Origin of the sequence: Castellaniella sp. (genome assembly GCF_004321985.1) — a bacterium.
GTDB lineage: Bacteria > Pseudomonadota > Gammaproteobacteria > Burkholderiales > Burkholderiaceae_B > Castellaniella.
The window spans coordinates 1-25353 of sequence record NZ_SCQN01000041.1; the positions used below are offsets into that span (position 1 = coordinate 1).

Genomic DNA, 25353 nt, shown 5'->3' on the forward strand with positions numbered 1-25353 from the left:
CTCTGATGTGGACTAGCCCCCTGAAACACCGGACACGGTCACCCCCTAAAATTGCAGGTAGGCATACGAGATTGTGTCCCCGTGCGTGGTGTAGCTTTCGGCGTGACGGAGGCCGGGCGGGTTTGGTTGCGATTGCTAGTGTGCCACGACCGGCAGGTCGGTGACAGGCTGATCCACGATTTCGCTCAGCGTGTCGCGTGGCATGTAGCGGGCCCGCTGAACCACCCACTCGTCGGTCTACTCAAGGAGGATGGCCCCCGACCAGACGCCGGACTGCGGCCTCGTTGGGGAAGTTGCCGACGACCTCGGTGCGGCGTTTGATCTCGTGGTTCAGCCGCTCGATCGGGTTGGTGCTGTGCAGCTTGGTGCGATGCGCAGGCGGGAAGCTCATGTAGGCCTGGACGTCTTCCTCGGCGGCGTCCATCAGCGCGGCGGGCTTGGGCACGGTGGGGCGCAGCTGATCGGCGACACGGCGCCACTGCTCGCAAGCGGCCGCGGCAGTGTCCTGAGCGAAGGCGGTCGCGATGAAGGCCGCGACCACCCGCTTGCCACGCCGGCCCGCGTAGGACAGGGCGTTGCGCATGAAGTGCACGCGGCAGCGCTGCCAGCAGGCGGTGAGCACCTTGGGGACCGCCGCCTTGATGCCGCTGTGGTTGTCGGAGATCACCAGCTTCACGCCGCGCAGGCCCCGGTGAGTGAGCCCACGCAGGAATCCCTTCCAGAACGCTTCGGCCTCCGAGGCACCGACATCCATACCCAGCACCTCGCGCCGGCCGTCGGCGTTCACGCCGACAGCGACGATCACCGCCACGCTCACGATGCGGCCCTCCTGGCGTGTCTTTACGTAGGTGGCATCGATCCACAGATACGGCCATTCACCCTCGATGAGGCGGTTTAGAAGCGCCTGCACGCGTGTGTCGATCTCCTCACACAGGCGCGAGACCTCGCTCTTGGAGACGCCCGTGCCGCCCATGGCCTGCACCAGGGAATCCACCGAGCGGGTCGATACGCCTTGGATGTAGGCTTCCTGGATCACGGCGGCGAGCGCCTTCTCGGTCATGCGTCGCGGCTCCGGAAAGCTCGGGAAGTAGCTGCCCTGGCGCAGCTTCGGGATACGCAGCTCCACGGCGCCAGCGCGGGTCTGCCAGTCGCGATCCCGGTAACCGTTGCGCTGCGCGAGCCGCGTGCTGCACTTCTCGCCGTAGCCCGCTTCCGTGCGCGCTTGCACCTCCAGCTCCATCAGCCGCTGGCTGGCAAAGCCGATCATCTCGCGCAGCACATCGGCATCGGCGCTCTTCTCAAGCAGCCCCTGTAGTTGCATCATGTCATTGGTCATCGGTGGCTCCTCAGGTCGGGTCAGGTATGCAACCCAAACCCTAAACCCGAGCACTGCCGGTGACCCCAGTTACACCACCACTAGGGACACAATCCGTCTCTCCGGGAAGCCGAGTCGTCGCGATACCCTCCCCTCCTCTCCTGAGCTTCGTACTCTGCAACCAGTTCTTCCGCTTCCTCGCGGGATACACAAGTTTGTGAGCCGCTTCTCTTGGCGCCATTGGCCACCTTCCGCAGCAGCACCTGGAAGCAATTTTCCAGTTGCCGAACCGCCGGAGAGTAGCCCTCCGCCTTCAGCTCTTCGATGTAGCGGGCAACGGCGTCCTCGTTGCCGTACGAGAACAGCTTGGTCAGGTGCGGCCTTCTGGAGACGCTGACTTTGATCTTGCTGCGATTGACGATGGTGGGCATGCTGGCCTCTCACTACAAAAGTGATTGCACTTTCGTATAGGCAAAAGGGCCAGCTTTCATGGAGACCACTTTAAAAGGCTCTACATCACGAACGGGGGACACCAGCATTCATTAGACTTGTTTTTGCGACGAACACTTCTAATGGAGCAATGCCGATGTCCCCGCTTGATTCTATCTTAGGACTGGACGGTCTGGCCGTCGAACGCGTCGAACGCCACCGCGATATTCACGTCTGGGCCCGGCCTGAGCAGCGCCCCGCCTGCCTGCACTGCGGCAGCGAGGGCCTGCGCATCAAGGCCACACACCGCAGGACGCTTAAACACACCCGCCAGGGCAACCAGCTCATGATGCTGCACCTCTCGGTGCCCAAGTACCACTGCCCGAGCTGCAATCACTACTTCCGTCACCGCTTCGCCGGTATCCGGCCCCGGCGCCGGGCGACAGAGTCCTATCGTCTGGAGGTCTTCGAGGCCCACGATGGGGGCGTGAGCCAGCGCCGGCTCACCGCCACCCACCGCATTGGCAGCGCCACTGTCGAACGCTGGTATCAATCCTTTGTGCGCCAGCGCGTCAGTGAACTATCGGGCAGAACCTGCCCCCAGGTGCTGGGCATCGACGAGCACTTCTTCACCCGCAAAAAGGGCTACGCCACCACGCTCGTGGATCTGAGAAACCACAAGGTGTTCGATGTCGTGCTGGGGCGCTCCGAGGCAAGCCTGCGCAGTTACCTCAAGCGCCTGCCCGGGCGCGAGCAAGTGCGCATCATTGTCATGGATCTGTCCGAGACCTACCGCGCCATCGCCCGTCGGTACTTCCCCAACGCCCTAATCGTGGCCGACCGCTTCCACGTCGTGTGCCTCGTGAACCAGCACTTCTTAAAGCTCTGGCAGCAGCACGACCCCGAGGGCCGCAAGAATCGGGGACTGTTGAGCCTCATGCGCCGCCACGCCTGGAATCTGACCGGACCGCAGCAGGCGCGCCTGGCCCAGTATCTGCAAGCCTACCCGGTACTCCGGGCGCTCTACGGGGCCAAACAGCGCCTGGTGCAATTCCTGTCGATCAAGAAGATTCGGGCCAAACACGCCCGACGGCTGCTGCCCCAGTTCCTCGCCCTCATCGAGCAGTTCACTGACAGCCCGGCCAGGGCGTTGGCCGCTACGTTAACATCGTGGCTGGAGCCCATCGTGCGCATGTGGCGCTTCTCGCGGTCTAACGGGATTACGGAGGGCTTCCACACCAAAATGGAGATGCTCTCGCGCAGGGCGTATGGCTTCAGGAATTTTGAGAATTACCGCTTGAGAGTCTTGGCTCAATGCGGTTGGAGCGGTGTGATTAACCGCGTCTGATGAATGCTCACATCCCCCGATAATGGGGTAGAGCCGGTTTTGATTTACAAGGAGAAGAAAGACAAGAAAAATGGTCGGGGTGACATGATTCGAACATGCGACTCCTACGTCCCGAACGTAGTACTCTACCAGGCTGAGCTACACCCCGACGGTGTGACTGACGGGCTATAACGATGCCCACCACGGGAACTTCAACGGTCGCGCTCGACCGCGAAAGCACAGAATTTTAGCAGAGTTTCGCGATATCCGGAATTCGGGAAGGCGGACAGCGCCTCACGTGCACGATCCGCTTCCGCATGGGCTGCGGCACGCGTGTAGTCGAGCGCGTCCGTGGCATGGATGGCCCGGGCCACGGCGTCGAAGTCGGCGTGGCCTGTTTCGATGGCGCCCCGGATCAGGGCGCGCTGATCCGCCGTGCCGACCTCCATGACCCGGATCAGGGGCAACGTCGGTTTGCCTTCGCGCAGGTCGTCGCCCACGTTCTTGCCCAATGCCTGCACATCGCCGCTGTAATCCAGCACGTCGTCGATCAACTGGAAGGCCGTGCCGACATGGCGGCCATAGGATGCGGCCGCCGTCTGCAGCTCGGGGCTTGTGCAGGAAATGATGGCGCCGACTTCAGCGGCCGCCTCGAAGAGCTTGGCTGTCTTGTAGCGCACCACCCGCAGGTAGCGATCCAGCGAGACGTCAGGATCATGCACGTTGAGCAACTGCAGGACTTCGCCTTCGGCAATCACGGTGGTGGCAGCGGACAACACCGCCATGGCCGCCATGGAATCGGTCTCGACCATCATCTCGAAGGAGCGCGAATACAGGTAGTCGCCCACCAGTACGCTGGCCGCATTGCCGAACACCGCATTTGCTGTCTCGCGCCCGCGGCGCATGTCGGACTCGTCGACCACGTCGTCGTGCAGCAGCGTGGCCGTGTGGATGAACTCCACGACCGCCGCCAGCCGATGGTGATTGACACCCTGGTAGCCCAGCGCGTTGGCCACCAGGAGGACCATGGCCGGCCGCATGCGCTTGCCGCCCGCGCCCACGATATAGTCGCCGATCGTGCGGATCAGCACGACCTCGGAGTCCAGGCGCGCGCGAATGACCGCGTCGACCGCCTGCATGTCGGACACGATGGGGGCAAACAGTTCAGAGAAATTCAAGACGGACCCGAATACTGTTGGGCGTCCGCCCAACGCGGCCGCAAAGCCCAGATTATACTTTCCGTGTCATATTCAGGAGAACTCAGTGGCCGCCACCGCCGAAATACAGGAACTCATGGACCGGGCGTTGTCCGTACTGACACAGATCGAGGCCTGGCTACCGCCGGCGCCCCCTCCCATCGACTGGACCGCCCATGCCTTCCGCTGGCAGCGACGCGGGGCGCGCGGCTGGCTGGACGCGGTGCACGTCGTCGCCCCCATTCATCTCCAGGATCTGCAGCACATCGACCGCCAGAAGGCGATCATCGAGCGCAACACCTTGGCCTTCCTGCTCGGCAAGCCGGCCAATAATGTGCTCATGACTGGCGCGCGCGGCACCGGGAAGAGTTCCCTGGTGCGGGCCATGCTGGATGCCCACGCGAATCGGGGTCTGCGGCTCATCGAGATCGACAAGTCCGATCTGGGGGACCTGGGCCAGATCACCGAGCTGATCCAGGGGCGGCCCGAGCGCTTCATCGTGTTCTGCGATGACCTGTCCTTCGAAGAAGGCGAGGCCAGCTACAAGGCGCTCAAGTCCGCACTGGACGGCTCGGTTTCCTCGCCCGGCGACAATCTGCTGATCTACGCCACGTCCAACCGCCGGCATCTGATGCCGGAATACATGCACGAAAACCTGCAGGCCGAACACCAATCGGACGGCGAAATCCACCCGGGCGAGACCGTCGAGGAAAAGATTTCACTTTCGGAACGATTCGGTCTGTGGCTATCGTTCTACCCGTTTGCCCAGGACGATTACCTGGACATCGTGAACCACTGGCTGCAAATCCAGGGGTGCCCGGCACCGCAGATCGAGGCCGCCCGCACCGAGGCGCTGCAATGGGCGCTAGAACGAGGCTCGCGCTCTGGGCGGGTGGCCCGGCAGTTCGCACGCGACTGGGCGGCCCGCCATGTCTGAGAAACCATACATTCGGGTCGCAGCCGGCCTGATCCTGGATCAACGCGGCCGCCTGCTGCTGGGGCAACGCCCAGACGGTAAGGCCTGGCCGGGCTGGTGGGAATTCCCCGGCGGCAAGATCGAGGCCGGAGAAACGGTGCAACAGGCGCTGGTGCGGGAACTGGACGAAGAACTCGGCATTCGCGCCACCCATGTGTACCCCTGGGTCGTCCATGTGCACGAATACCCAAAGACCATCGTGGAGCTGGCATTCTGCCAAGTCACGGCCTGGGAGGGCGAGCCGCACGGCCGCGAAAACCAGGCGCTGGACTGGGTGGATCCCTGGGCGGTTCGCCTCGACGAATCCGAACACCCCATCGCGCCGGGCGGCGGGTCGCTGCTGCCGGCTGCCGCCCCACCGTTGCGCTGGTTGCGCCTGCCCATACACTACCGGATCAGCCACATCGGCGCGCCCGACCGGCTGGACGACTGGCTGAGCGAACTGCGCCAGGAACTAATGCATGGGCTGAAACTGGTGCAGTTCCGGGAAGCGTCATGGCCCGGCGACGAACCTTCGCTGCGCCAGGCCTTCGAAGCCACGCTGGCGTTGTGCCGCCAGCACGACGCACGCTGCCTCATCAACAGCCGCCACCCGCACGCCTGGTGGTCCCTGGCGGACGGAGTGCAGCTGCGGGCCGCCGACGCCCGTGAAATCCTGCGCCAGGACACACGCCCCCCCGGCTGGCTGGGCATTTCGGCGCACGACGAAGAGGAAATTGCCTGCGCACGACAGCTCCAGGCGGACTTCGTGGTGCTGGGTCACGCGCTGCCGACGCCCAGCCATCCCCAGGATCCGCCGCTGGGCTGGGAACGCTTCCAGACGTTGGCGCTAGGCGCCGGGCGCCCCGTATTTGCCATCGGCGGGCAATCGGCCGCCACACTGGAGACGGCCCGCCTGCACGGCGCGCACGGCATCGCCGCGCAGCGCGGTGTTCTGATCGCCCACTGATCAGGGCTGGTCGGTGGCGGTAGGCACACCGGCACCAGCCAGTCCGGGCCATCCGCCACCCAGCGCCGCCACGAGCTGCACGGCCACATCCAGACGCTGCGCCTGCAGACTCAGTGCATTCTGCTCAGCACTCAGGGCGCTGGCCTGCGCCTGCACCACGATCAGATAATCCACCAGGCCCGCCTGATACTGGTTGACCGTCTGGCGCAAGGTCTCGCGGGCGGCGGTCAGCGCACGATCTTGCGCCGCCTGCTCGCCAACCATGTCATGCGCCTGCACCAGCGCATCCTCGACCTCTCGCAGCGCATCCAGCACGGTCTTGCGATATGCGGCGGCCTGGACATCGTAGGCCGCGCGCGCCTGCGTCACGGCGGCACTGCGCGCACCGCCGTCGAATATCGTCATGGCCAGCGCTGGACCCAGCGTCCAGAAACGTGCCGGCACGGTGAGCCACGAGGCGAACGCACCTGCACTGTACCCACCCTGCGCGCTGAGCGTCAGATCAGGAAACCAGGCCGCCTGAGCCACGCCGATCTGCGCATTGGCCTGGGCCGCACGCCGCTCGGCGGCCGCGATGTCCGGCCGGTGCTGCAACAGGGACGATGGAACGCCCGCCGGGACGCCCGGCACTGCAGGCAGGCCCTGACCGTCCGGCACCTGGAACCGGGCAGGCACCTCGCCCAGCAAAACGGCAATGGCGTGAACCTGCTGCGCACGCTGCCAGCCGAGACGAATGCGCTGAACCCGCGTCTGGTCGAGCTGCGCGGAAGCCGCCGCCACGTCGGCCGGCGATGCGACGCCAGCCGCCAGGCGGTTGCGTGTCATCTCCAGCGCCCGGGAATACTCCTGCAGGGTGCGCGCCAGCAAAGCATCCTGCAGCTGGCTCAGACGAACGGCAAAATAGGCCTGCGCCAGCGTCGACTGCAGGCTCAGCCGCATCCCGGCCAGGTCCGCCGCGCTGGCCTGCGCGCTGGCCTGCGCGGCCTCCACATTGCGGCGTACCCGCCCCCACAGATCGGCTTCCCAGTTCACGCTGCCCGTCAGGGTGTAGGTGTTGACCGGGCCGCCACCGGATGCGCCCCGGGCGCCGCGCTCCCCGGATGTGGACGCACCCACTGTCGGGAACAATCCTGCCCGGGAAGCCGACAGCGCCGCGCGCGCCTGACGATACCGGGCTTCGGATTGCGCCAGATCGGGATTCGCGTGAGGCATCTGCACCATCAGATCATCGAGAACGTGGTCGCCAAACGTGTGCCACCACCCCTGCACCACCGCCATCTCGGGCTGGGCCGGATACCATCGACCATCAGGTGCACCACCATACGCGGACCCGACTTCCTGCGCCGGACGGTGGTAATCGGGCCCCACTGCACAGGCGCTCAGCAGCAGGCTCACTCCCACTGCCAGCCAAAGCGAGGACAAGCATCGCGGACGTCTGCCGTCGATCGGGCACTGAGGTTTGGTCATGTCTGGTTTCCTGTCATCCGACAACTCCGGCGGAAGGCTGCGACAGACGCGGATCGCGGCGGTGCCGCAGCCGGTCCAGGGTCAGATACACCACCGGTGTCGTGTAAAGCGTGAGCACCTGACTCACCAGCAGGCCGCCAAAAATCGTCAGCCCCAGCGGCCGCCGCATTTCGACGCCCGCGCCGGTCGCCAGCAGCAGAGGCAAGGCGCCCAGCATGGCCGACGCCGTGGTCATGAGAATGGGGCGGAACCGCGCCAGACAAGCCCGATAGATCGCCTCGCGCGAATCCAGGCCCTCGCGGCGCTGCGCCTGCAACGCAAAATCCACCATCATGATGGCATTCTTCTTCACGATGCCGATCAGCAGAAACACACCGACCAGCGCGATCAGCGTGAATTCCATCCCTACCATCCGCAGGGCCAGCAGCGCCCCCACGCCCGCAGAGGGCAGCGTGGACAGGATGGTAATGGGATGAATCGTGCTCTCGTACAGCATGCCCAACACCAGATACATGGCGACCAGCGCTGCCACCAGCATCCAGGGCTGCTGGGCAACCGCATCGCGCATCATGCCGCTGCTCTGGTCGAGATGTGCCTGCAATTCCTGGGTGGGCAGGTTGATGCCGGCCATGGCCCGATCGATCGCCCTCAGCGCCTGATCCAGCGAAACCCCAGGCGCCAGCCCGAAATCGATGGAATAGGAGGCGAGCAGGCCATCATGATCCACCGCGTTGGGGGCGATGGATTCGCTCAGCCGCGTGAACGCCGTGAGCGGCACACGCCGTCCGTCCGCCGTCACCACATGCATTGCCTGCAGAGAGTGAAGGTCCCGGGCATATTGCGGCTGCAACGCCATCACCACATGATACTGATTCAATGCCCCATACAGGACGGCCACCTGGCGCTGGCTGAAGCCGTCGTTCAGGACAGCCGCCAGATCCGACATCTGGACGCCCAGCCGGCGAGCAGCATCGCGATCGACCTGCAACTCAACCTGGCGCCCCTTGTCCTCCACATCGGCGTCCACGTCGGTGAGCTCGGGTAAGGCTGCCAGCGCATTGCGAACCTGAGGCAGCCAGCGTGCCAGCAGTGGCAGATCGCTGCCCAGCAGTTCGTACGAATACGAGCCGGAGCGCGAGGAATTCCCCACGAAAATATCTTGCTGGGGCACCAGGAACATTCGGGCGCCCGGTGCGTGCTGAAATCGCGGCCGCAGGCGATTCACCACATCGATGGCACTAGTCGTGCGCTCCGACAACGGCTTGAGCTGAATCTGGATGAAGCTGGAATTGCTGCCGCCACGCCCGCCCGCATAAGCCGTCACGGTATCCACGGCAGGATCAGCTAGCAATACCTTGCGGAATTCATCCAGGCGCGCCTGAGTCTGTTCGAACGAGTCCCCTGTGTCCACACGAAAAAAGGCCAGCAGTTGACCGGTGTCCTGTTGCGGAAAGAAGCCCTTGGGGATGCTGATGTACAGATAAACGTTCAGCCCGATGGTGGCCAGCAACAGAAGCAGCACCAGGCGCGAATGATCCAGCGACCAGCGCAGCGACCGCTGATACGCCCGCAGGCAGGCCTCGCCCAACCCTGCCAGGACGCGACCCAGGTCGCTCAGCCGGGCCGGTTCCTGCGAAGGCTGAAGTTTCAGGAAACGCGCTGCCATGACCGGGGTGAGCGTCACTGAAATCAGCAGCGACACCAGAATAGTGACTGATAGCGTCACGGCAAATTCCTTGAACAGGCGTCCGACCAATCCGCCCACCAGCCAGAGCGGAATGAAGACCGCGATCAGCGACACGCTCATCGCCAGCACCGTGAAGCCCACTTCGGTCACGCCGCGCAGGGCGGCACGCGCCGGCCGCATGCCGCGCTCCATGTGCCGCATGATGTTTTCCAGCACCACGATGGCATCGTCCACCACAAAGCCGGTCGCCACGATCAGCGCCATCAGCGAAATGGTATTGAGCGTGAAACCGAACCACCACATCAGGCTGAACGTGCTGATGAGCGACGCCGGCACCGCGATCGCCGGAATCAACGCCGCACGCCAGTCCCGCAGAAAGGCCAGCACCACCGCTACCACCAGTATGACCGACAGCACCAGGGTCAGTTCGGCCTCATGCAGTGAGGCCCGGATGCTGGGCGTTCTATCCTGGGCAATCGTCAGGCGCACCCGTTCCGGCAACAGCGACTGAAACGCAGGCAGCAGCGCGCGGATCTCGTCCACCGTATCGATGATGTTGGCATCGGCCTGGCGGCGGATGATGAGCAGCACGGCTCGCTGGTCATTGAAATAGCCCACCTGATTGGTGTCTTCCACAGAATCCAGGACCTGTGCCACATCGCGCAAGCGCACAGGCCGGCCATTCTTCCAGGCCACGACCAGCGGCGCATAGTCGGCTGCCTTGCGCAATTGCGCACCAGACCGGATTTGCCACTGCGTGGCGCTCTCCTCCACAACACCGCCCGGTTTGAGCGTGTTGACGTCCTGAAGCGCCTGACGCACTTGGCCCAGCGACACGCCCATGGACTCCAGGGCGCGGGGATCCAGCAGCACGCGCACAGCGGGCAGTGAACTGCCCCCCACCGTCACCTGTCCGACCCCCCCGATCTGGGACAGTTTCTGCGCCAGCACCGTGGACGCCAGATCGTAGAGGTCTCCTTGGGAGGCCGTCCGGGAAGTCAGCGCCAGAGTCATGATGGGCGATGACGACGAATTCACCTTGCGGTAAGTCGGGTTATCGCGCATGCCCGAAGGCAACTGGGGGCGTGCCGCATTGATGGCCGCCTGCACGTCGCGCGCCGCGCTGTTGATGTCGCGGTTGAGCTCAAACATGAGCGAGATGTTCGTCTGCCCCTCGCGGCTGCGCGAACTCATTCTGCTCACCCCGGCGATGGAGCCCAGGGCCTGCTCCAGCGGCATCGCCACGCTGGACGCCATGGTCTCCGGGCTGGCGCCAGGCAGAGACGCCGACACCGCAATCATGGGGAAATCCACCTGCGGCAGCGGTGCCACGGGCAAAAAACGCAAGGCCAGCACGCCGGCCAGCACCAGCGCCAGACACAGCAGGCTGGTCCCGATCGGCCGATGCAGGAATAGCGCAAAAAATCTCATGGCGCAGCCTTGCGTCCATGCGCCAGGCGCTCGAACATCAGATAGATGACGGGCGTCGTGAACAGCGTCAGCAACTGGCTGCACAGCAGGCCGCCCACCATGGCCAGTCCCAGGGGCTGGCGAAGCTCGGCGCCCGAACCGGAAGCCAGCATCAGCGGAATGGCGCTGAAGAACGCCGCCAGTGTCGTCATGAGTATCGGACGGAAGCGCAGCAGCGCAGCCTCATGGATGGCGGCCTGCGGCCCCAGGCCGCGCTCGCGCTGGGCATCAAGCGCAAAGTCGATCATGAGGATGGCGTTCTTCTTCACGATACCGATCAGCAGAATGATGCCGATGACACCAATCATGTCCAACTCCGTTCCGGTCAGCCACAGCGCGGCCAGCGCGCCAATCGCCGCCGACGGCAATGTCGACAGGATGGTCACGGGGTGGATGGTGCTTTCATAGAGCACCCCCAGGACGATGTACATGGTCACCACAGCGGCCAGCAGCAGCCACAGGGTGCTGGACAAGGATGCCTGAAAGGCCCTGGCCGCCCCCTGAAACTGTGTGTCGACGGCAGTGGGCACCTGCAGATCCGCCCGTGCGCCATCGACCGCCCGCACAGCATCAGAAAGTGCGACGCCCGGCGCCAGGTTGAACGACACGGTGACGGCCGGGAACTGATCCAGCCGCTGTTCGGCCAGCCGCGTGACACCCGGCTGAAGCCGAGCCACTGTGGACAGCGGCGTGATGCCTCCGCCGCGGGTCGCCACATAAAGATGCTGCAAGGCCGACGGACCGGAGGCCAGCAGGACGGCATCCGCCTCCAGAACGACGCGGTATTGCGCCGACTGGGTGTAGATGGTGGAAATCAGCCGCTGGCCGAAGGCATCGTAGAGCGCATCGTCGATCGAGGCCTGGGTCACGCCCAGCCGTGCGGCCGCGTCGCGGTCCACCACGACCGACAAAGCCAGCCCGCGATCCTGTTGATCACTGCTCACGTCGCGCAGCTGCGGCAGCCGCTGCATGGCATCCACCAGTCTGGGCGCCCACTGCGAGAGCGACTCGGCATCGGGACTGGAAACTGTCATCTGGTACTGCGCCCGGCTGACCTGATCCTCCACCGACAGCTCCTGCACAGGCTGCAGGTACACCTGCAGACCCACCACCGCGTGCAAGGCCGCATTCAGCCGGCGCATGACGACGTCTGCCCGGTCGGCGCGGCTGGTCAGCGGCTTGAGCGTGATCTGCAGCCGGCCGGTGTTCAGCGTGGTGTTGTTGCCATCGATGCCGATGAAGGATGTCACCGACGCCACCGCCGGGTCTGCGAGCACGCGGTCCACCACCGTGCGCTGCAGCTTTTCCATCACGGCGAAAGACGCCGTCTGCGGCCCCTGGGTGATGGCCAGAATGGCACCGGTATCCTGCTGCGGAAAGAAACCTTTGGGAATTCCCAGGTACAGTCCGGCCGTGACGAACAGCGTGCCCAGCGCCACCCACAGCGTGGCCCGCTGGTGGGCCAGCACCCAGGTCAGCGCCGCATCGTACGCATCGATCAGGCGGTCCATCGCGCGCCCCGCACCCTGCAAGAACCGGCCATGCCGTTCCTCGGATTCCGGCCGCAACAGCCGGGCGCACATCATTGGGGTGAGCGTGAGCGAAATCAGCAGGGACAGCAGAATGGCGACCGACAGCGTGACCGCGAACTCGCGGAACAGCCGCCCGACCACATCCGCCATGAACAGCAGCGGGATGAGAACGGCGATCAGCGACACCGTGAGCGACACCAGGGTGAAGCCGATCTGCCGGGCGCCCTGGATGGCGGCAGCCAGCGGTGTTTTGCCACCCTCGATATGGCGGGCGATGTTTTCGATCATCACGATGGCGTCATCCACCACGAACCCGGTGGCGATGGTCAGGGCCATCAGCGTCAGATTGTTGATCGAAAAGCCCAGCAGGAACATGAGCCCGAAGGTGCCGATCAGTGACAGGGGCACAACCACGCTGGGGATCAGCGTCGCCCGCCAGGTGCGCAGAAAGACAAAGGTCACGGCGACCACCAGGAAGATGGCCAGCAACATCTCCATTTGCACATGCGAAACCGAATCGCGGATCGTATGCGTGCGGTCCGCAGCCACCTGCAGATTCACGCCGGTCGGCAGCGTCTGGCGCAGGCCTGGCAACAGGGCCTGAACGCGATCCACCACATCGATGACATTGGCGCCCGGCTGGCGCTGGATGTTGAGCAGAATGGCCGGCGTGCGGTCGAACCAGGCCGCCTGATGACTGTCCTGCGCGGCCTGCCGGATCTGCGCCACATCACCCAGCCGCAGCGGCGCACCGTTCTCGTACGCTAGAATCAGGCGCTCGTAATCCGATGGGTCCTGCAGCTGATCGTTGACGTTGATGGTGACTGATCGCTGCGGTCCGTCCAGATTGCCCTTGGGCTGATTCACGTTGGCCTGCGTCACGGCCTTGCGCACATCGGCGAGCGTGAGGTGGTGCGCAGCCAGTGCCTGCGGGTTGGCCTGAATGCGCATGGCCGGGCGCTGACCGCCCGTCACGCCCACCAGCCCGACACCGCTGATCTGCGCCAGTTTCTGCGCCACGCGAACTTCGATCAGATCGCGCACCCTGTACAGCGGCAGAGTCGGCGACGTCACGGCCAGCGTCATCACGGGCGTGTCGGCCGGGTTGACCTTGTTGTAGATGGGCGGCGACGGCAGATCCGACGGCAGCAGGTTGGACGCCGCGTTGATGGCCGCCTGGACCTCCTGCTCGGCCACATCCAGCGGCAGCCCCAGATCGAAACGCAGCGTGATGCGCGAGGATCCGCCCGAACTGGTGGACAGCATCTGCGACAGACCCGGCATCTGGCCGAGCTGACGCTCCAGCGGAGAAGTGACCAGCGCCGTCATGACATCCGGGCCCGCGCCCGGATACAGGGTCGTCACCTGGATCGTCGGAAAATCCACCTGCGGCAGTGCGGAAACGGGAAGTTCCCGGTACCCCATGAAACCCGCCAGGACCACCGCAATCATGGCCAGTGTGGTGGCGACCGGCCGCAGGATGAAAGGGCGGGAAAGGTTCACGAACCCTTGGCTCCGGCCGCGCTGGATGCGCTGGGCTTGCCGGCGGGCGGGGCGGCATCGGTGCTGCCGCGCGCGCTGTGTCCCTCTGGCACCACTTCTACGGAACTGCCGTCACGCAACCGGTCAGTGCCCTCGGTCACGACGTTGTCACCAGCCTGAAGGCCGGATTCGACGACCACCTGGTCGCTGTCATCCACGCCAGTGGTGACTTGCACGACATGGGCCTTGTGTTGGGCGTCGACGCGATAGACGAATTCGCCGGCCGAGCCGCGCTGCACGGCCCGCAGCGGCACCACGACACCCGATTCCAGCCCCAGCCGCAAGCGGACTTGGACGAACTGATTCGGAAACAACGATTCATCGGCATTGGCAAACCGCGCCTTGAGCTGCACCGTCCCCGTCGTCACGTCGATCTGGTTGTCGACGGCCAGCAAAGCACCGGTGGCCACCACGCGGCCGCCCGCGGCCAGCGTCAAGCGCGTCTGCAGGGCGGGTTCCTGACGCCGGGCGGCCAGCAAAGCGGGCAACTGGCCCTGTGGAATCGAGAACACCACATCCATGGGCTGGTTCTGTGTGAGCACGACCAGGCCATCCGTGTCCGTAGTATGGACCATGTTGCCCACATCCACCTTGTGCAGACCCAGACGCCCATTGCTGGGCGCAACGATACGCGTATAACCAAGCTGCAGCCGCGCATTGGCCACGGCGGCCTGATCGACCTGGATCTGCCCCTGCAATTCACGAACCTGGGCCCGCGCGGCATCCAGTTGCTGGCGGGCCACCGAATTCTGCTTGTACAGCGTCTCGTAACGCGCCAGATCCAGCCGCGCATTGTCCAGCTGCGCCATATGCTGGGCCTGCTGGCCTTGCGCCTGCTGCAGCGCGATCTCGAAAGGGCGTGGGTCGATCTCGGCCAGCAGATCACCAGCGCGAACCGCCTGGCCATCCGTGAAGTGCAGGGCTTTCAGCGGCCCGTCCACGCGCGACCGGATGGTCACGGTGCTCACGGGAGTAACCGTCCCCAGCCCACGCAAGGTGCGCTCGATCTGGCCCGGTTCGGCCAGCGCCACCGACACCGGCGTGGGGCCACCTGCCCCACCGGGGCCCGAACCCGAACGCCCCGACTGATTGCGCGGCCATAGCCAGACCGCCAGCACCACCACACAAAAAGCAACGCCCAGCCAGATCCAGCCACGCCGGCGCCGTGTCCGTCTCAAGGACTCAACCATGGAAGGGCCCTAGATATTGCAGCGCGCCAGACGGAACCTGATGTCCCGACCCACCGGCTGAGGCTTGGTCATATTGTCCTGTGCGGAAAAGCGAACCCAGATGACGTACTTGTTGGCGCTGACTTCAGGAAACACCCCAAGCGCGGGGTCCACCCAGACACGCAGCAACTGGAAGGTCTTCCCGCCCAGCATTTCCTGATAGGCGCCCTGACTGGCCACCTGATCCTGTGCATCGCCCACATCGCGCAGAAGCTGCAGAATGAGCGCCACCGCACTCTGCAACGGCATGAAAGGCTCGATCCAGCCGTGCAGATCATGTGCGCGCACCGACGACGGCCGGACCTGCCACGAATAATACGAAGGCAGATCGATGGGTGAAGAACCGCCGGGAACCGTGATCCGGCCCCGCAGACTGGCCAGCCATTCATTGTCCCGCAGTTCCTGACCGATGCGCCCCTGGTCGGCCAGGCGGGCGGACGCTGCCTGGATGTCACGCAGCAGCCTTTCCAGCGTGTTCCGGTCCACCCCTGGATGCTCGCGCAACGCCGACAACGCGGCGCGGTGCCGATCCAGATCCTGCAGGACTGCCGTACGCACATCGGCGCGATCGCAGATGTCCAGCAGCTCGAAGAGCGTGGTCATGGCAATCTGGTGGCAACGCGGGTCTTCACCTTTTGTGAAGAAAAACAGACGATCAAATAGGTATTCGACCCTGAGCAGGGTGCGCACACGTTCATTGCAGGGATTTTCGTACAGAATCACGCAGTGAAATCCTACTCATGAGTGGGATGTCCGGCGATACACCGTGCCGCCCGGCCACACCAGCCGTCGTGGAAACCCCGTGTCCGCGCACGCAGCGTATCCAGATCCGTCGTTCCGTCATTCAGGATGACGTCGTCGGCAGCCGCCAGGCGATTCTCCCGGGATGCTTGAGCGGTCATGATACGCTCAATGGTATCGCGCGTCAGCCCGCTGCGAGCCTGAACGCGGCGGATCTGTGTCTCGGCGTCGCAATCGACCACGCAAACCCGATCGACCTGCGAGTGCCAACGTCCAGACTCGACCAGCAGCGGGACGACGAAGACCAGATACAGGCCTGATGCCTGGGCGGCCCGTGCCCTCAAGGTCTGCTCGATGAGCGAGTGGACGATTGATTCCAGCTCATGCCTGACCGCCGGATCGCCGAATGCCTGCTTGCGCATCCAGTCGCGATCCATACCGCCGTCCGCACGAATGGCCGCATTCCCGAAGCGGGCGCGCACGGCAGCCATGGCGCCGCCCCCTGGCGCCGTCAGTTCATGCGCGATGAGGTCAGTATCGATGACAGCCGCACCCCATTGGCCAAGCCAGTCGGCAACCTGAGATTTGCCGGACCCTATTCCGCCCGTCAGGCCGATGGAAAACATGTGCGCACCTGGTGTCCCGTTGGTTCATCCAAGGCCACAGACTAACCAAGCAGGGCACTGGTCGTCAAAGCCACGACAACGACGCAGGCCCCCCCAGGATGGCGGGCGCCGCCGCAGCGGCGATGAAGGGGCCAAACGGCAAACCGCGCCCCGCAGTGGAAGGTCGGTCGAGACACCACAGGCCCGCCCAGAACACCACCCCGAGCACGCAGGCCAAGCCCAGGACAGATATCGTCACGGGGATTCCCAGCCATCCAGCCAGCGCAGCCAGACATTTGACGTCCCCGGCGCCAAAGCCATCCCGCCCGCGCAGGCAGCGGTAGCCACCCGCGAACCCGGCAAGCCCCGCCCAGACCAGCGCCGAGGCGCTGCTCGCCGAGCCCAGCGACAGAGGCCCGAACAACCAGCCGGCCACCATGAGCGGCGAGGTGAGTGCATCCGGCAGCAAGCCGCTGCGGACGTCGATCCAGGCCAGCGCCACCATCGTCTGACACAGCACCATCGGCGCAAAGGCTGGCCACCCCCAGGCCATCAGGGCGACACCAGCGCCACCACCCCACAGCCCGGCAGCGACGGCATCGGGCCAGGTCAACCTATACCGTCGCACGACCCGACCGGCCGCACCCCACAGGGTGGTTGCATCGGGCAAGGCGCCCAGCAACAGGCATCCGGCATAGTGGCCGGCCCAGGGCCGCAGACAAGTGCCGACCCGCATCAGCCCCAGGACCGCCGCCCCCCAGGCCAGCCACTGAACGGCATCGAAATGCCAGGCTGCCCAGTTCGAAAATTCAGGAACAGCCGTGAACATCGGTCATGCCTCCGTCTGTTGACGTGGAACTTCCGATTGCCGGTCCCCATCGCCAAGCGTTTCTCAAATGCGTAGAATGGCGGCTTCAGAACCCGTAGGTCACCGCCCATGTCGCGCCGCCCCGTTTTCGTCTCATCCATCCGGCTCGTCGGCCTGAGCCTGCTCGTCCTGCTGGGGGCCTGCGCCCAACAAAGCCGGCCAGGCTATTACGACACCCCGCGCGAAAACACCGCGTCGGACGCGTTGCGCCGCGCCCAGGGCGATGCCGGTACCGTGGCGCCTTCGCAATTGCAGTTCGGCTTCGGGCCCCAGAGCCGGAAACCCGCAGCCGGTTCCAGCGGCACTGTCGCCGGGGCCGCGACCGGCGCGGCTGCCCCACAGGGAAATGCGGCGGGCGGCGCCCCCGCAGCCGCAGCTTCCCGTGGCAACATGCCGGCGGACCTGCGCGAGACCCGGACCTATCTAGGGACAGTCCCCTGTTCCGACAGCGGCGCCTGCGCGGCCACGCGCATGACTCTGACACTGGCGCCCGATGGACAATGGCGCGCCCGCAACGCAACGCTGGGGAAGGGGCCGGCCCAAGCCGCACTGGGCTGCTGGTTCCTGGCTGGAACAGACCCGACCCGCATCGTGCTGGAAACGGGTGACCATCCCTATGCCACGCTGGAGCTCATCCAGCCGAACGTACTGAAGGTAACCCGCCTGAACGGGCGCATTCCGCTGCTGGAATCAAGGCTGACGCGCCAGGCGGACATCGATCCCATCGACGAGCTGGCATCGCAGCCAGCGCGGGCTTGCCCGGCTCGTTGATCGCGATCGGGACTTCGAGCCATGCGCCCATGAGCCCGGCGAAGGGCGAATCCGCGACCGGCAGCCGGTCCAGGCATTGCCGGGTGAGCTGCACCGCGTTGCGGACCCGCATTTTCGTGAAGATCCGGGCCCGATGGGCCTCGATCGTGCGCTGGGAAATACCGAGTTCGGCCGCAATGATCTTGTTGGGTGTGCCCCGCGTGATGTAAGCCGCGATTTCGCGTTCACGCCCGGTCAGCGTGGACAGCAGGAAATTCACCGTCGCCTCGTGAGCCGGTGTCCGCCACCGTTCAACCATGGTTGTCCCCTTTTGGAGTTGTTGTTGGGGGCATTCTGGCATGGCCCCATCACAGACCACAGCTGCCAGTTCTAACAGGTCGGATTCGCCTCGGAGCGAGTCCCGGCGCCGATCAGGCCGGTGGCCCAGCCTGGAACTCCAGATTGTCGATGAGCCGCGTGGCGCCCAGGCGGGCGGCCGTGAGCACCACCAGAGGCTCGCCCGTGCGGATCTCGTCTGCGCTCGGGGCCAGCAGATCGCGCTGGCGCCGCAGGGCCACATAATCCGGATCCCAGCCACGCCCCCGGAGCGTGTGCATCGCCTGTGCTTCCAGATCCGCCACGTCCAGGCTGCCGGACCGGACCTGGTCCCGCACCCGTTGCAAAAGGCCATAAAGATTGGGTGCCTCGGCGCGTTCCGCGGCAGTCAGATAGCGATTGCGAGACGACAGCGCCAGGCCATCGGTGTCGCGCACGGTCTCATGGGCGAGGATCTCCACCGGGAGCTGAAATTGCCGGCACATGGCACGCACCACCATCAGCTGCTGGTAGTCCTTTTTGCCGAAGACGGCCACCTGGGGCTGAACACAGGAAAACAGTTTCAGCACCACGGTGCTGACACCCATGAAGAAACCCGGACGGAACTCGCCTTCCAGGATCTTGCCCAGCGCCTTGCTGGGCTGTATGCGGAAATTCTGGGGCTCGGGATACATCTCGCGCTCGTCGGGTGCGAAGAGCACATAGACGTCGCGGGCCGCTTCCAGTTTGGCGACGTCATCGGCCAGGGTCCTGGGATAGCGGTCGAAATCCTCATTGGGGGCGAACTGCAGGCGATTGACGAAGATGCTGGCCACCACCGGGTCACCGTGCTGGCGCGCCAGCTTCATGAGCGAAAGATGCGCCGCATGCAGGTTGCCCATGGTCGGCACGAAGGCAACCCGTAGCTGGCCCCGCAACTGGTCACGCAGTTCTTCGATGGTGTGAACGACTTTCACGCGGGATCTCCGGCAATCGGGCTCATGCCGATTGCGTATAGGTCAGTCTGACATACAGCGGCGCATAGGCCGCTGCCTGGGTGATTTCCAGCAAGGACTCGCGCGCCAGTTCGAGCAGCGCGAGAAAATGCACCACGATCACGGCCGTCGGATCGCCCGACGCAATGCGCTCCATGAAGAGCTCAGTGAACTCCATGAAGCGCACTCCCGCCAACCGCCGCAGGATGTGGCTCATGTGGTCGCGCACCGAGAGCTGCTCGCGAGTGATGTGGTGACTGGCATTGAGCTGGGCGCGATGCAGGATCCCTGCCCAGGCCTCACGCAGATCCTGAGCGTTCACGTCCGGCAGCAGCTGTGCCCCCGAAACCTCTGCCTGCGCGCTTGCCACGAAAAAATCCCGGCCGGCACGCGGCAGTGCATCCAGCTGCTGGGCGGCAAGCTTCATGCGCTCGTACTCCAGCAAGCGGCGCACCAGCTCAGCGCGGGGATCCTCGGGTTCATCGCCGGTATCCGACCGGCGCACGGGCAACAACATGCGCGACTTGATCTCGATCAGCAGCGCAGCCATGAGCAGGTATTCTCCCGCCAGCTCCAGATTGGTGCGCCGCACCTGCTCGACATACGCCAGATACTGCACCGTGACCTCGGCCATGGGGATGTCCAGCACATTGAAATTCTGCTTGCGAATCAGGTACAGCAGGAGGTCCAGCGGCCCCTCGAAGGCTTCAAGGAAGACTTCCAGCGCATCGGGCGGGATATACAGATCCTGGGGAATGGAAAAGAGCGGCTCGCCGTACAGACGGGCGAGCGCCACATGATCCACCACATCGGGCGTGCTGTCCACGGCGGGCGCCATCAGCGCTTCCATCTCGCCGGTCTGGTCGCCAGCGACCATGTCGGGGGATCAGTCGTGCTGATAATAGACGTACGGATCCTGCGCAACGCGGGCCGCCCGGAAGCCTTCCTGTTGCTCGGCATCAAGCTCCTTGTCCCAAAGCCGAAAACGCCCGGCACGCTGGCGTGCCTCGGTGTCGGCGTTGTCCGTCTTGTACTGATTCAGGAACTGGGTCAGTTCGGATTGAAAGTTGTTTGCCATGATAGCGTGTTGTAGGAGCCGATCGTCATGACCGATGCGTCCCCAAGTGTACAGCACCCTCCGGTGCAATCGGCCGCCCTGATGCCCGAACACAACGCACGCGCCGGCTTCTGAGCGGGCTGCCCGCTATATGGCAGGCGACGCCGAGTCCAGCAACATCACCAGCTTGCAGTCCGGACGTATCGCCAGACGGAAGGTGAACTGGCGGAACGACAGGCGCCCATCCGCCGGGTGCTGGAACTCGCGCAGGCCCCCTTCCCGATCCACCACCGCCTGGCGGGTCCAGCATTGCGCAAAAAGCGCACTGCCGGCCTGCAATTCCGCCACCAGGCGCTGGATGTCCGGGTCCGAGGCATGACCGGCCACGTCTGCGCGAAACTCTGCCACCACGCGGCTCGCCCGCTCCTCCCAGTCCACCACCAGGCGGCGTGCCGCCGGTTCCAGGAAGATGTAGTGCAGCAAATTGGCGCGGCCACGCTCGGGCCACCCATCGAAGACATGCAGCAACGGCGCATTCCAGGCCAGCACGTTCCAGGCCTGATCCAGAATGTAGGCAGGGCAGCCAATGCTGTCTACACAATCCGCCAGTCCATCCGGCAACGCGATGACGTCCAGCCGCCCCGCATCCGGATCGGCGCACTCGGCCAGACTGAACAAATAATGGCGCTCCGCCCGCGTCAGCCTGAGGACCTGTGCAAGACGCACCCAGACGTCGGCCGAGACGGTCACCTCGCGCCCCTGCTCGATCCAGGTGTACCAGGTCACGCTGATGCCGCAAAGCTGGGCGAGCTCTTCACGGCGCAGACCCGGCGTACGCCGCCGCACACCGGGCGGCAAGCCATGGTCGGCCGGGCCGACACGCGCCCGGGCACTGCGCAGGAATGCCCCCAGGGCCCTGCGGCGCGCGGTATCGTCACTGGGCACGCTGGTCTCCGATCAGCGCAGGACGCTGGCCAGCGTCCTGCGTACGTCTTGTTCATCGCGGCCCGTGCGGCGCGCGTAATCTTCCACTTGATCGGCGCCGATATTGCCCACGTTGAAGTACTTGGACTGCGGGTGGCTGAAATAGAACCCGCAGACGCTGGATGCCGGCATCATGGCAAACCCCTCGGTCAGTTCCATGTCGATTTCGCCGCAATCCAGCACCCGGAACATCTCGCGTTTGACGATGTGTTCCGGGCAGGCGGGATAGCCGGGTGCGGGCCGGCCGGATACCCTGATACTTTTCGGCGATGACATCCTCATTTGACAGATCCTCGTCGGGCATATAGCCCCAGAGATCCCGACGCACGCGGGCGTGCAGGGTCTCCGCGAACCCCTCGGCCAGACGGTCGGCCAGTGCCTTGATCATGATGACGGAATAGTCGTCGCCATCCTGCTGGAAACGGTCGATGTGCTTTTCGATCCCCAGTCCACCCGTGACTGCGAACATCCCGATGTAGTCGGTCACTCCGCTATCCCTGGGCGCGACGAAATCGGCCATGCACTTGTTGTCCACGCCGGCGCGCTTCTGCGTCTGCTGGCGCACGCCGCGCCAGGTCAGCAGGACCTCGCTGCGCGTCTCATCGCGATAGATCTCGATATCGTCGTCATTGACGCTGTTGGCCGGATAGAAGGCCACGACGCCATTGGCCGTCAACCAGCGGCCCTCGACGATGCGCCTCATCATCTCCTGGCCCTCGGCGTGGAGCTTGCGCGCCTGCTCGCCAACCACCGCATCGTCGAGGATGGCCGGAAACTGGGCCATCAGCCCCCATGACTGGAAAAATGGCGTCCAATCCAGGAATTTCAGGATTTCATGCAGATCGTAGTGCTTGAAGGTGCGCCGACCAATGAACTTCGGGCGCGGCGGCACGTAGTGGGCCCAGTCGATGGCAGGCCTGGACGCACGCGCCTGCCCGATGGTCAGCATGGGCTGGGCCTTGCGATGAGCATGGCGCTCACGCACCTGCTCGTATTCCTCGGTGACGCCCTTCAGATAGGCGCCGACATGATCCGACATGAGGCTGGTGGCAACCTGGACCGAACGGCTTGCATCCGGCACATAAATGACCGGCCCCTCGTAGCTCGGCGCAATCTTGACGGCCGTATGCACGCGGCTGGTGGTGGCGCCACCCACCAGCAACGGAAGATTGCGGCTGAGGAAATAATCGTCGCGCTGCATTTCGGATGCGACATAGGCCATCTCTTCCAGGCTGGGGGTGATGAGGCCGGAGAGCCCCACCATGTCAGCACCGACTTCCTTGGCCTTTTCCAGGATCTTGGCGCACGGCACCATGACCCCCATGTTGATGACCTCGAAGTTGTTGCACTGCAGGACCACCGTCACGATGTTCTTGCCAATGTCGTGCACGTCGCCCTTGACCGTGGCGATGACGACCTTGCCCTTGGAGCGGACATCGCCGCCCGCCTCGGCGAGCAGCTTCTTTTCTTCCTCGATGAAAGGCAGCAGGTGGCCCACCGCTTGTTTCATGACGCGGGCCGACTTCACGACCTGCGGCAGGAACATCTTGCCCGACCCGAACAGGTCGCCCACGACATTCATGCCGTCCATGAGCGGGCCCTCGATGACCGCGATGGGGCGACCGCCTGCAGCGAAGATTTCCTGGCGGACCTCTTCGGTATCCTCGACGATGTAAGTGGTGATGCCATGCACCAGCGAATGCGTCAGACGCTCGCGCACCGTACCTTCCCGCCATGCAAGATCTTCTTCCTTCTTGGCGCCCGAGCCCTTGAGAGTCTCGGCCAATTCCACCAGCCTTTCGGTCGGTGTGCGCTCATCGGCTGGATCGGTCCGCCCCACCGGCTCGGCGCGATTCAGCACCACATCCTCGACCAGGTCGCGGGCCTGGGGATCCAGATCGGAATACACCCCAAGCTGGCCCGCGTTCACGATCCCCATGGTCAGGCCGTTTCTGACTGCGTAGTACAGAAACACCGCGTGGATCGCCTCCCGCATGGCTTCGTTGCCACGGAAGGAAAAGCTGACGTTGGAGATTCCTCCCGACACGCGCGCATGCGGCAGGTTCTTCGTGATCCAGCCCGTCGCTTCGATGAAATCCACGCCATAGGGATTGTGCTCGTCGATCCCCGTGGCAATGGCAAAGACGTTGGGGTCGAAGATGATGTCTTCAGGGGGGAACCCGACCTGATTGACCAGGACGTCGTAAGCCCGGGCACAGATGGTCGTCTTGCGCTCCAGTGTGTCGGCTTGGCCCTCGGTGTCGAAGGCCATGACCACCACCGCCGCGCCGTATTTGCGGCACAGCTTCGCCTGTTCGATGAACGGCCCCTCGCCTTCCTTCATGGAAATGGAATTGACGATGCTCTTGCCCTGCACGCAGCGCAGGCCCGCTTCGATGACCGGCCACTTCGAGCTGTCGATCATGACCGGGACACGGGAGATGTCGGGTTCAGAAGCCAGCAGATTGAGGAAGCGCGGCATGAGCGCCAGCGCGTCCAGCATGCCCTCGTCCATATTGATGTCTATGACCTGCGCGCCCGCCTCGACCTGCTGGCGGGCCACGGAAAGCGCCTCGTCGAACTTTTCCTCGCGGATGAGGCGCAGGAACTTCTTGCTGCCGGTCACGTTGGTGCGCTCACCCACGTTGACGAACAGCGTCTCGCCATCGATGTTGAGAGGCTCCAGGCCCGACAACCGGGTCTTCACCGGGATGACGGGCGGCTCACGTCGCGGCAGACCATGTACTCTGCGTGCGATCTCACGAATGTGTTCCGGCGTGGTACCGCAGCAGCCACCCACCACATTGACCAGCCCCGCCTGTGCGAATTCTTCCAGCAGGCCGGACGTATCGGCCGGCGTTTCGTCAAAGCCCGTCTCCGCCATGGGATTGGGCAGCCCCGCATTGGGGTACACACAGACATAGGTATCACACAGCTTGGACAGCTCGGCCACATAGGGGCGCATCAGCGCGGCACCCAGCGCGCAGTTCAGGCCGACGGTGACCGGGCGCGCATGGCGCACCGAGTTCCAGAAAGCCTCCACCGTCTGGCCTGACAGGATGCGGCCGGAGGCGTCCGTCACCGTGCCGGAAATCATCACCGGCAACCGGATGCTGCGTTCCTCGAAAATGGACTCGATGGCGAAAATCGCCGCCTTGGCGTTCAGCGTGTCAAAAATGGTCTCGATGAGCAGCAGATCCGCGCCCCCGTCGATCAGGCCGTTGACCTGCTCGGTGTAAGCAATACGCAGCTCTTCGAACGTAATGTTGCGCGCGCCCGGATCGTTGACGTCCGGCGACAGGGATGCCGTCTTGGGTTGCGGCCCGACGGAACCAGCCACGAAGCGGGGACGATCAGGCGTGGAAACCGCATCACAAGCCTCACGCGCCAGCCGGGCCGCCGCCACGTTCATCTCGTAGGCAATGTCCTGCAGGCCGTAATCGGCCTGCGCCACTCGAGTCGCCCCAAAGGTATCGGTCTCCACCACATCGGCGCCAGCTTCCAGATAAGCCCTGTGGATCTCGCGGATCACGTCCGGGCGCACCAGCGCAAGCAGTTCATTATTGCCTTTCAGATCCGTCGCATGCGCGGCAAACCGATCCCCGCGAAAATCCGCTTCGGTCAGCTTGTAACGCTGGATCATGGTTCCCATGGCGCCATCCAGCACGACGATCCGCTGATCGAGCAGGCGCACGAAGTCGGCGCCACGTGTATAGGAAGCGAGGGGATAGGGCAAAGTGGGGTAACTCACGGCGGATCCAGCAGCAGTATCGGGAAGAGGGTTATTGTATCCGCCCGCGTACATCCGCCTGCGGCCCGCGTTCCCAGCCATACAGGCACTAAGGGAACCGCATCATCCGCCCTATCACGCGTGATATAGTCTCCCCCGAAATCAGGTATGCCTGCCACCGGCGACAGT

General features: G+C 64.4%; 17 protein-coding genes, 1 tRNA gene and 3 pseudogenes. 4 read left to right on the forward strand and 17 right to left on the reverse strand.

Annotated elements, in window-relative coordinates:
• Positions 1 to 135 precede the first annotated feature (135 nt).
• Positions 136 to 1336, reverse strand: a pseudogene (locus EPN31_RS08480) (IS256 family transposase).
• 80 nt (positions 1337 to 1416) lie between these two features.
• Entirely contained in the window at positions 1417 to 1746 is a 330-nt protein-coding gene (locus EPN31_RS08485) for a hypothetical protein (RefSeq protein WP_291771923.1), read from the reverse strand.
• A 155-nt stretch (positions 1747 to 1901) separates the two neighbouring features.
• On the opposite strand from EPN31_RS08485, the gene EPN31_RS08490 reads away from it, so the two are divergent.
• Complete coding sequence (locus EPN31_RS08490) at positions 1902 to 3092, forward strand: ISL3 family transposase (protein ID WP_291771926.1); 1191 nt, start codon at positions 1902 to 1904, stop codon at positions 3090 to 3092.
• A 71-nt stretch (positions 3093 to 3163) separates the two neighbouring features.
• On the opposite strand, the gene EPN31_RS08495 is transcribed toward EPN31_RS08490, so the two are convergent.
• Positions 3164 to 3240: transfer RNA gene (locus tag EPN31_RS08495), tRNA-Pro, on the reverse strand.
• Positions 3241 to 3283: 43 nt separating this feature from the next.
• Complete coding sequence (locus EPN31_RS08500; RefSeq protein WP_291771928.1) at positions 3284 to 4249, reverse strand: polyprenyl synthetase family protein; 966 nt, start codon at positions 4247 to 4249, stop codon at positions 3284 to 3286.
• Between the two features lie 115 nt (positions 4250 to 4364).
• On the opposite strand from EPN31_RS08500, the gene EPN31_RS08505 reads away from it, so the two are divergent.
• Positions 4365 to 5204 (forward strand): ATP-binding protein, encoded by an 840-nt coding sequence (locus EPN31_RS08505; RefSeq protein ID WP_291772239.1) that lies wholly within the window; start codon positions 4365 to 4367, stop codon positions 5202 to 5204.
• The gene (locus EPN31_RS08510; protein ID WP_291771931.1) at positions 5197 to 6192 is read left to right on the forward strand and encodes a Nudix family hydrolase; all 996 of its coding nucleotides are present in this window, start codon (positions 5197 to 5199) and stop codon (positions 6190 to 6192) included. Before EPN31_RS08505 ends, EPN31_RS08510 begins: the two co-directional genes overlap by 8 nt.
• Here the strand turns inward: EPN31_RS08510 and EPN31_RS08515 are convergent, their stop codons facing one another.
• The 7 genes from EPN31_RS08515 to EPN31_RS08545 all read right to left on the reverse strand — a co-directional run bounded on the left by EPN31_RS08515 (position 6193) and on the right by EPN31_RS08545 (position 17294).
• A complete protein-coding gene (locus EPN31_RS08515) occupies positions 6193 to 7659 on the reverse strand; it encodes an efflux transporter outer membrane subunit (RefSeq protein ID WP_291771934.1) in 1467 nt (488 codons plus the stop codon).
• A 13-nt stretch (positions 7660 to 7672) separates the two neighbouring features.
• Positions 7673 to 10777, reverse strand: a complete 3105-nt coding sequence (locus EPN31_RS08520) for an efflux RND transporter permease subunit (RefSeq protein ID WP_291771937.1) — start codon at positions 10775 to 10777, stop codon at positions 7673 to 7675.
• A complete protein-coding gene (locus tag EPN31_RS08525) occupies positions 10774 to 13851 on the reverse strand; it encodes a multidrug efflux RND transporter permease subunit (RefSeq protein ID WP_291771941.1) in 3078 nt (1025 codons plus the stop codon). Before EPN31_RS08525 ends, EPN31_RS08520 begins: the two co-directional genes overlap by 4 nt.
• Positions 13848 to 15080 carry an MdtA/MuxA family multidrug efflux RND transporter periplasmic adaptor subunit gene (locus EPN31_RS08530; RefSeq protein WP_291771943.1) on the reverse strand — a complete coding sequence of 411 codons (1233 nt, stop codon included), beginning with the start codon at positions 15078 to 15080 and terminating at the stop codon, positions 13848 to 13850. The genes EPN31_RS08525 and EPN31_RS08530 overlap by 4 nt, the downstream gene beginning before the upstream one ends.
• 9 nt (positions 15081 to 15089) lie before the next feature.
• On the reverse strand, positions 15090 to 15842 hold the full coding sequence (gene zapD, locus EPN31_RS08535) for a cell division protein ZapD (RefSeq protein ID WP_291771946.1): 753 nt from the start codon (positions 15840 to 15842) through the stop codon (positions 15090 to 15092).
• A gap of 11 nt (positions 15843 to 15853) precedes the next feature.
• A complete protein-coding gene (gene coaE / locus EPN31_RS08540; RefSeq protein ID WP_291771949.1) occupies positions 15854 to 16486 on the reverse strand; it encodes a dephospho-CoA kinase in 633 nt (210 codons plus the stop codon).
• 64 nt (positions 16487 to 16550) lie between these two features.
• Complete coding sequence (locus EPN31_RS08545; protein ID WP_291771951.1) at positions 16551 to 17294, reverse strand: A24 family peptidase; 744 nt, start codon at positions 17292 to 17294, stop codon at positions 16551 to 16553.
• Positions 17295 to 17402: 108 nt separating this feature from the next.
• Between EPN31_RS08545 and EPN31_RS08550 the strand changes: the two genes are divergently transcribed.
• Positions 17403 to 18104 (forward strand): copper resistance protein NlpE N-terminal domain-containing protein, encoded by a 702-nt coding sequence (locus tag EPN31_RS08550; protein ID WP_291771953.1) that lies wholly within the window; start codon positions 17403 to 17405, stop codon positions 18102 to 18104.
• Positions 18105 to 18195: 91 nt separating this feature from the next.
• Here EPN31_RS08550 and EPN31_RS08555 read toward each other — a convergent pair.
• From EPN31_RS08555 to metH, 6 genes and pseudogenes are all read right to left on the reverse strand, one after another.
• Positions 18196 to 18444: pseudogene (locus EPN31_RS08555) on the reverse strand (response regulator transcription factor); the annotation flags it as partial.
• A 70-nt stretch (positions 18445 to 18514) separates the two neighbouring features.
• Complete coding sequence (panC, locus tag EPN31_RS08560) at positions 18515 to 19375, reverse strand: pantoate--beta-alanine ligase (RefSeq protein ID WP_291771956.1); 861 nt, start codon at positions 19373 to 19375, stop codon at positions 18515 to 18517.
• A 22-nt stretch (positions 19376 to 19397) separates the two neighbouring features.
• The gene (locus tag EPN31_RS08565; RefSeq protein WP_291771958.1) at positions 19398 to 20270 is read right to left on the reverse strand and encodes a ScpA family protein; all 873 of its coding nucleotides are present in this window, start codon (positions 20268 to 20270) and stop codon (positions 19398 to 19400) included.
• Positions 20271 to 20279: 9 nt separating this feature from the next.
• The gene (locus EPN31_RS08570; protein ID WP_291771961.1) at positions 20280 to 20471 is read right to left on the reverse strand and encodes a DUF3460 family protein; all 192 of its coding nucleotides are present in this window, start codon (positions 20469 to 20471) and stop codon (positions 20280 to 20282) included.
• Positions 20472 to 20597: 126 nt separating this feature from the next.
• A complete protein-coding gene (locus tag EPN31_RS08575) occupies positions 20598 to 21395 on the reverse strand; it encodes a helix-turn-helix transcriptional regulator (protein WP_291771964.1) in 798 nt (265 codons plus the stop codon).
• Positions 21396 to 21407: 12 nt separating this feature from the next.
• A pseudogene (gene metH / locus EPN31_RS08580) lies at positions 21408 to 25185 on the reverse strand (methionine synthase).
• Between the last annotated feature and the right edge of the window lie 168 nt (positions 25186 to 25353).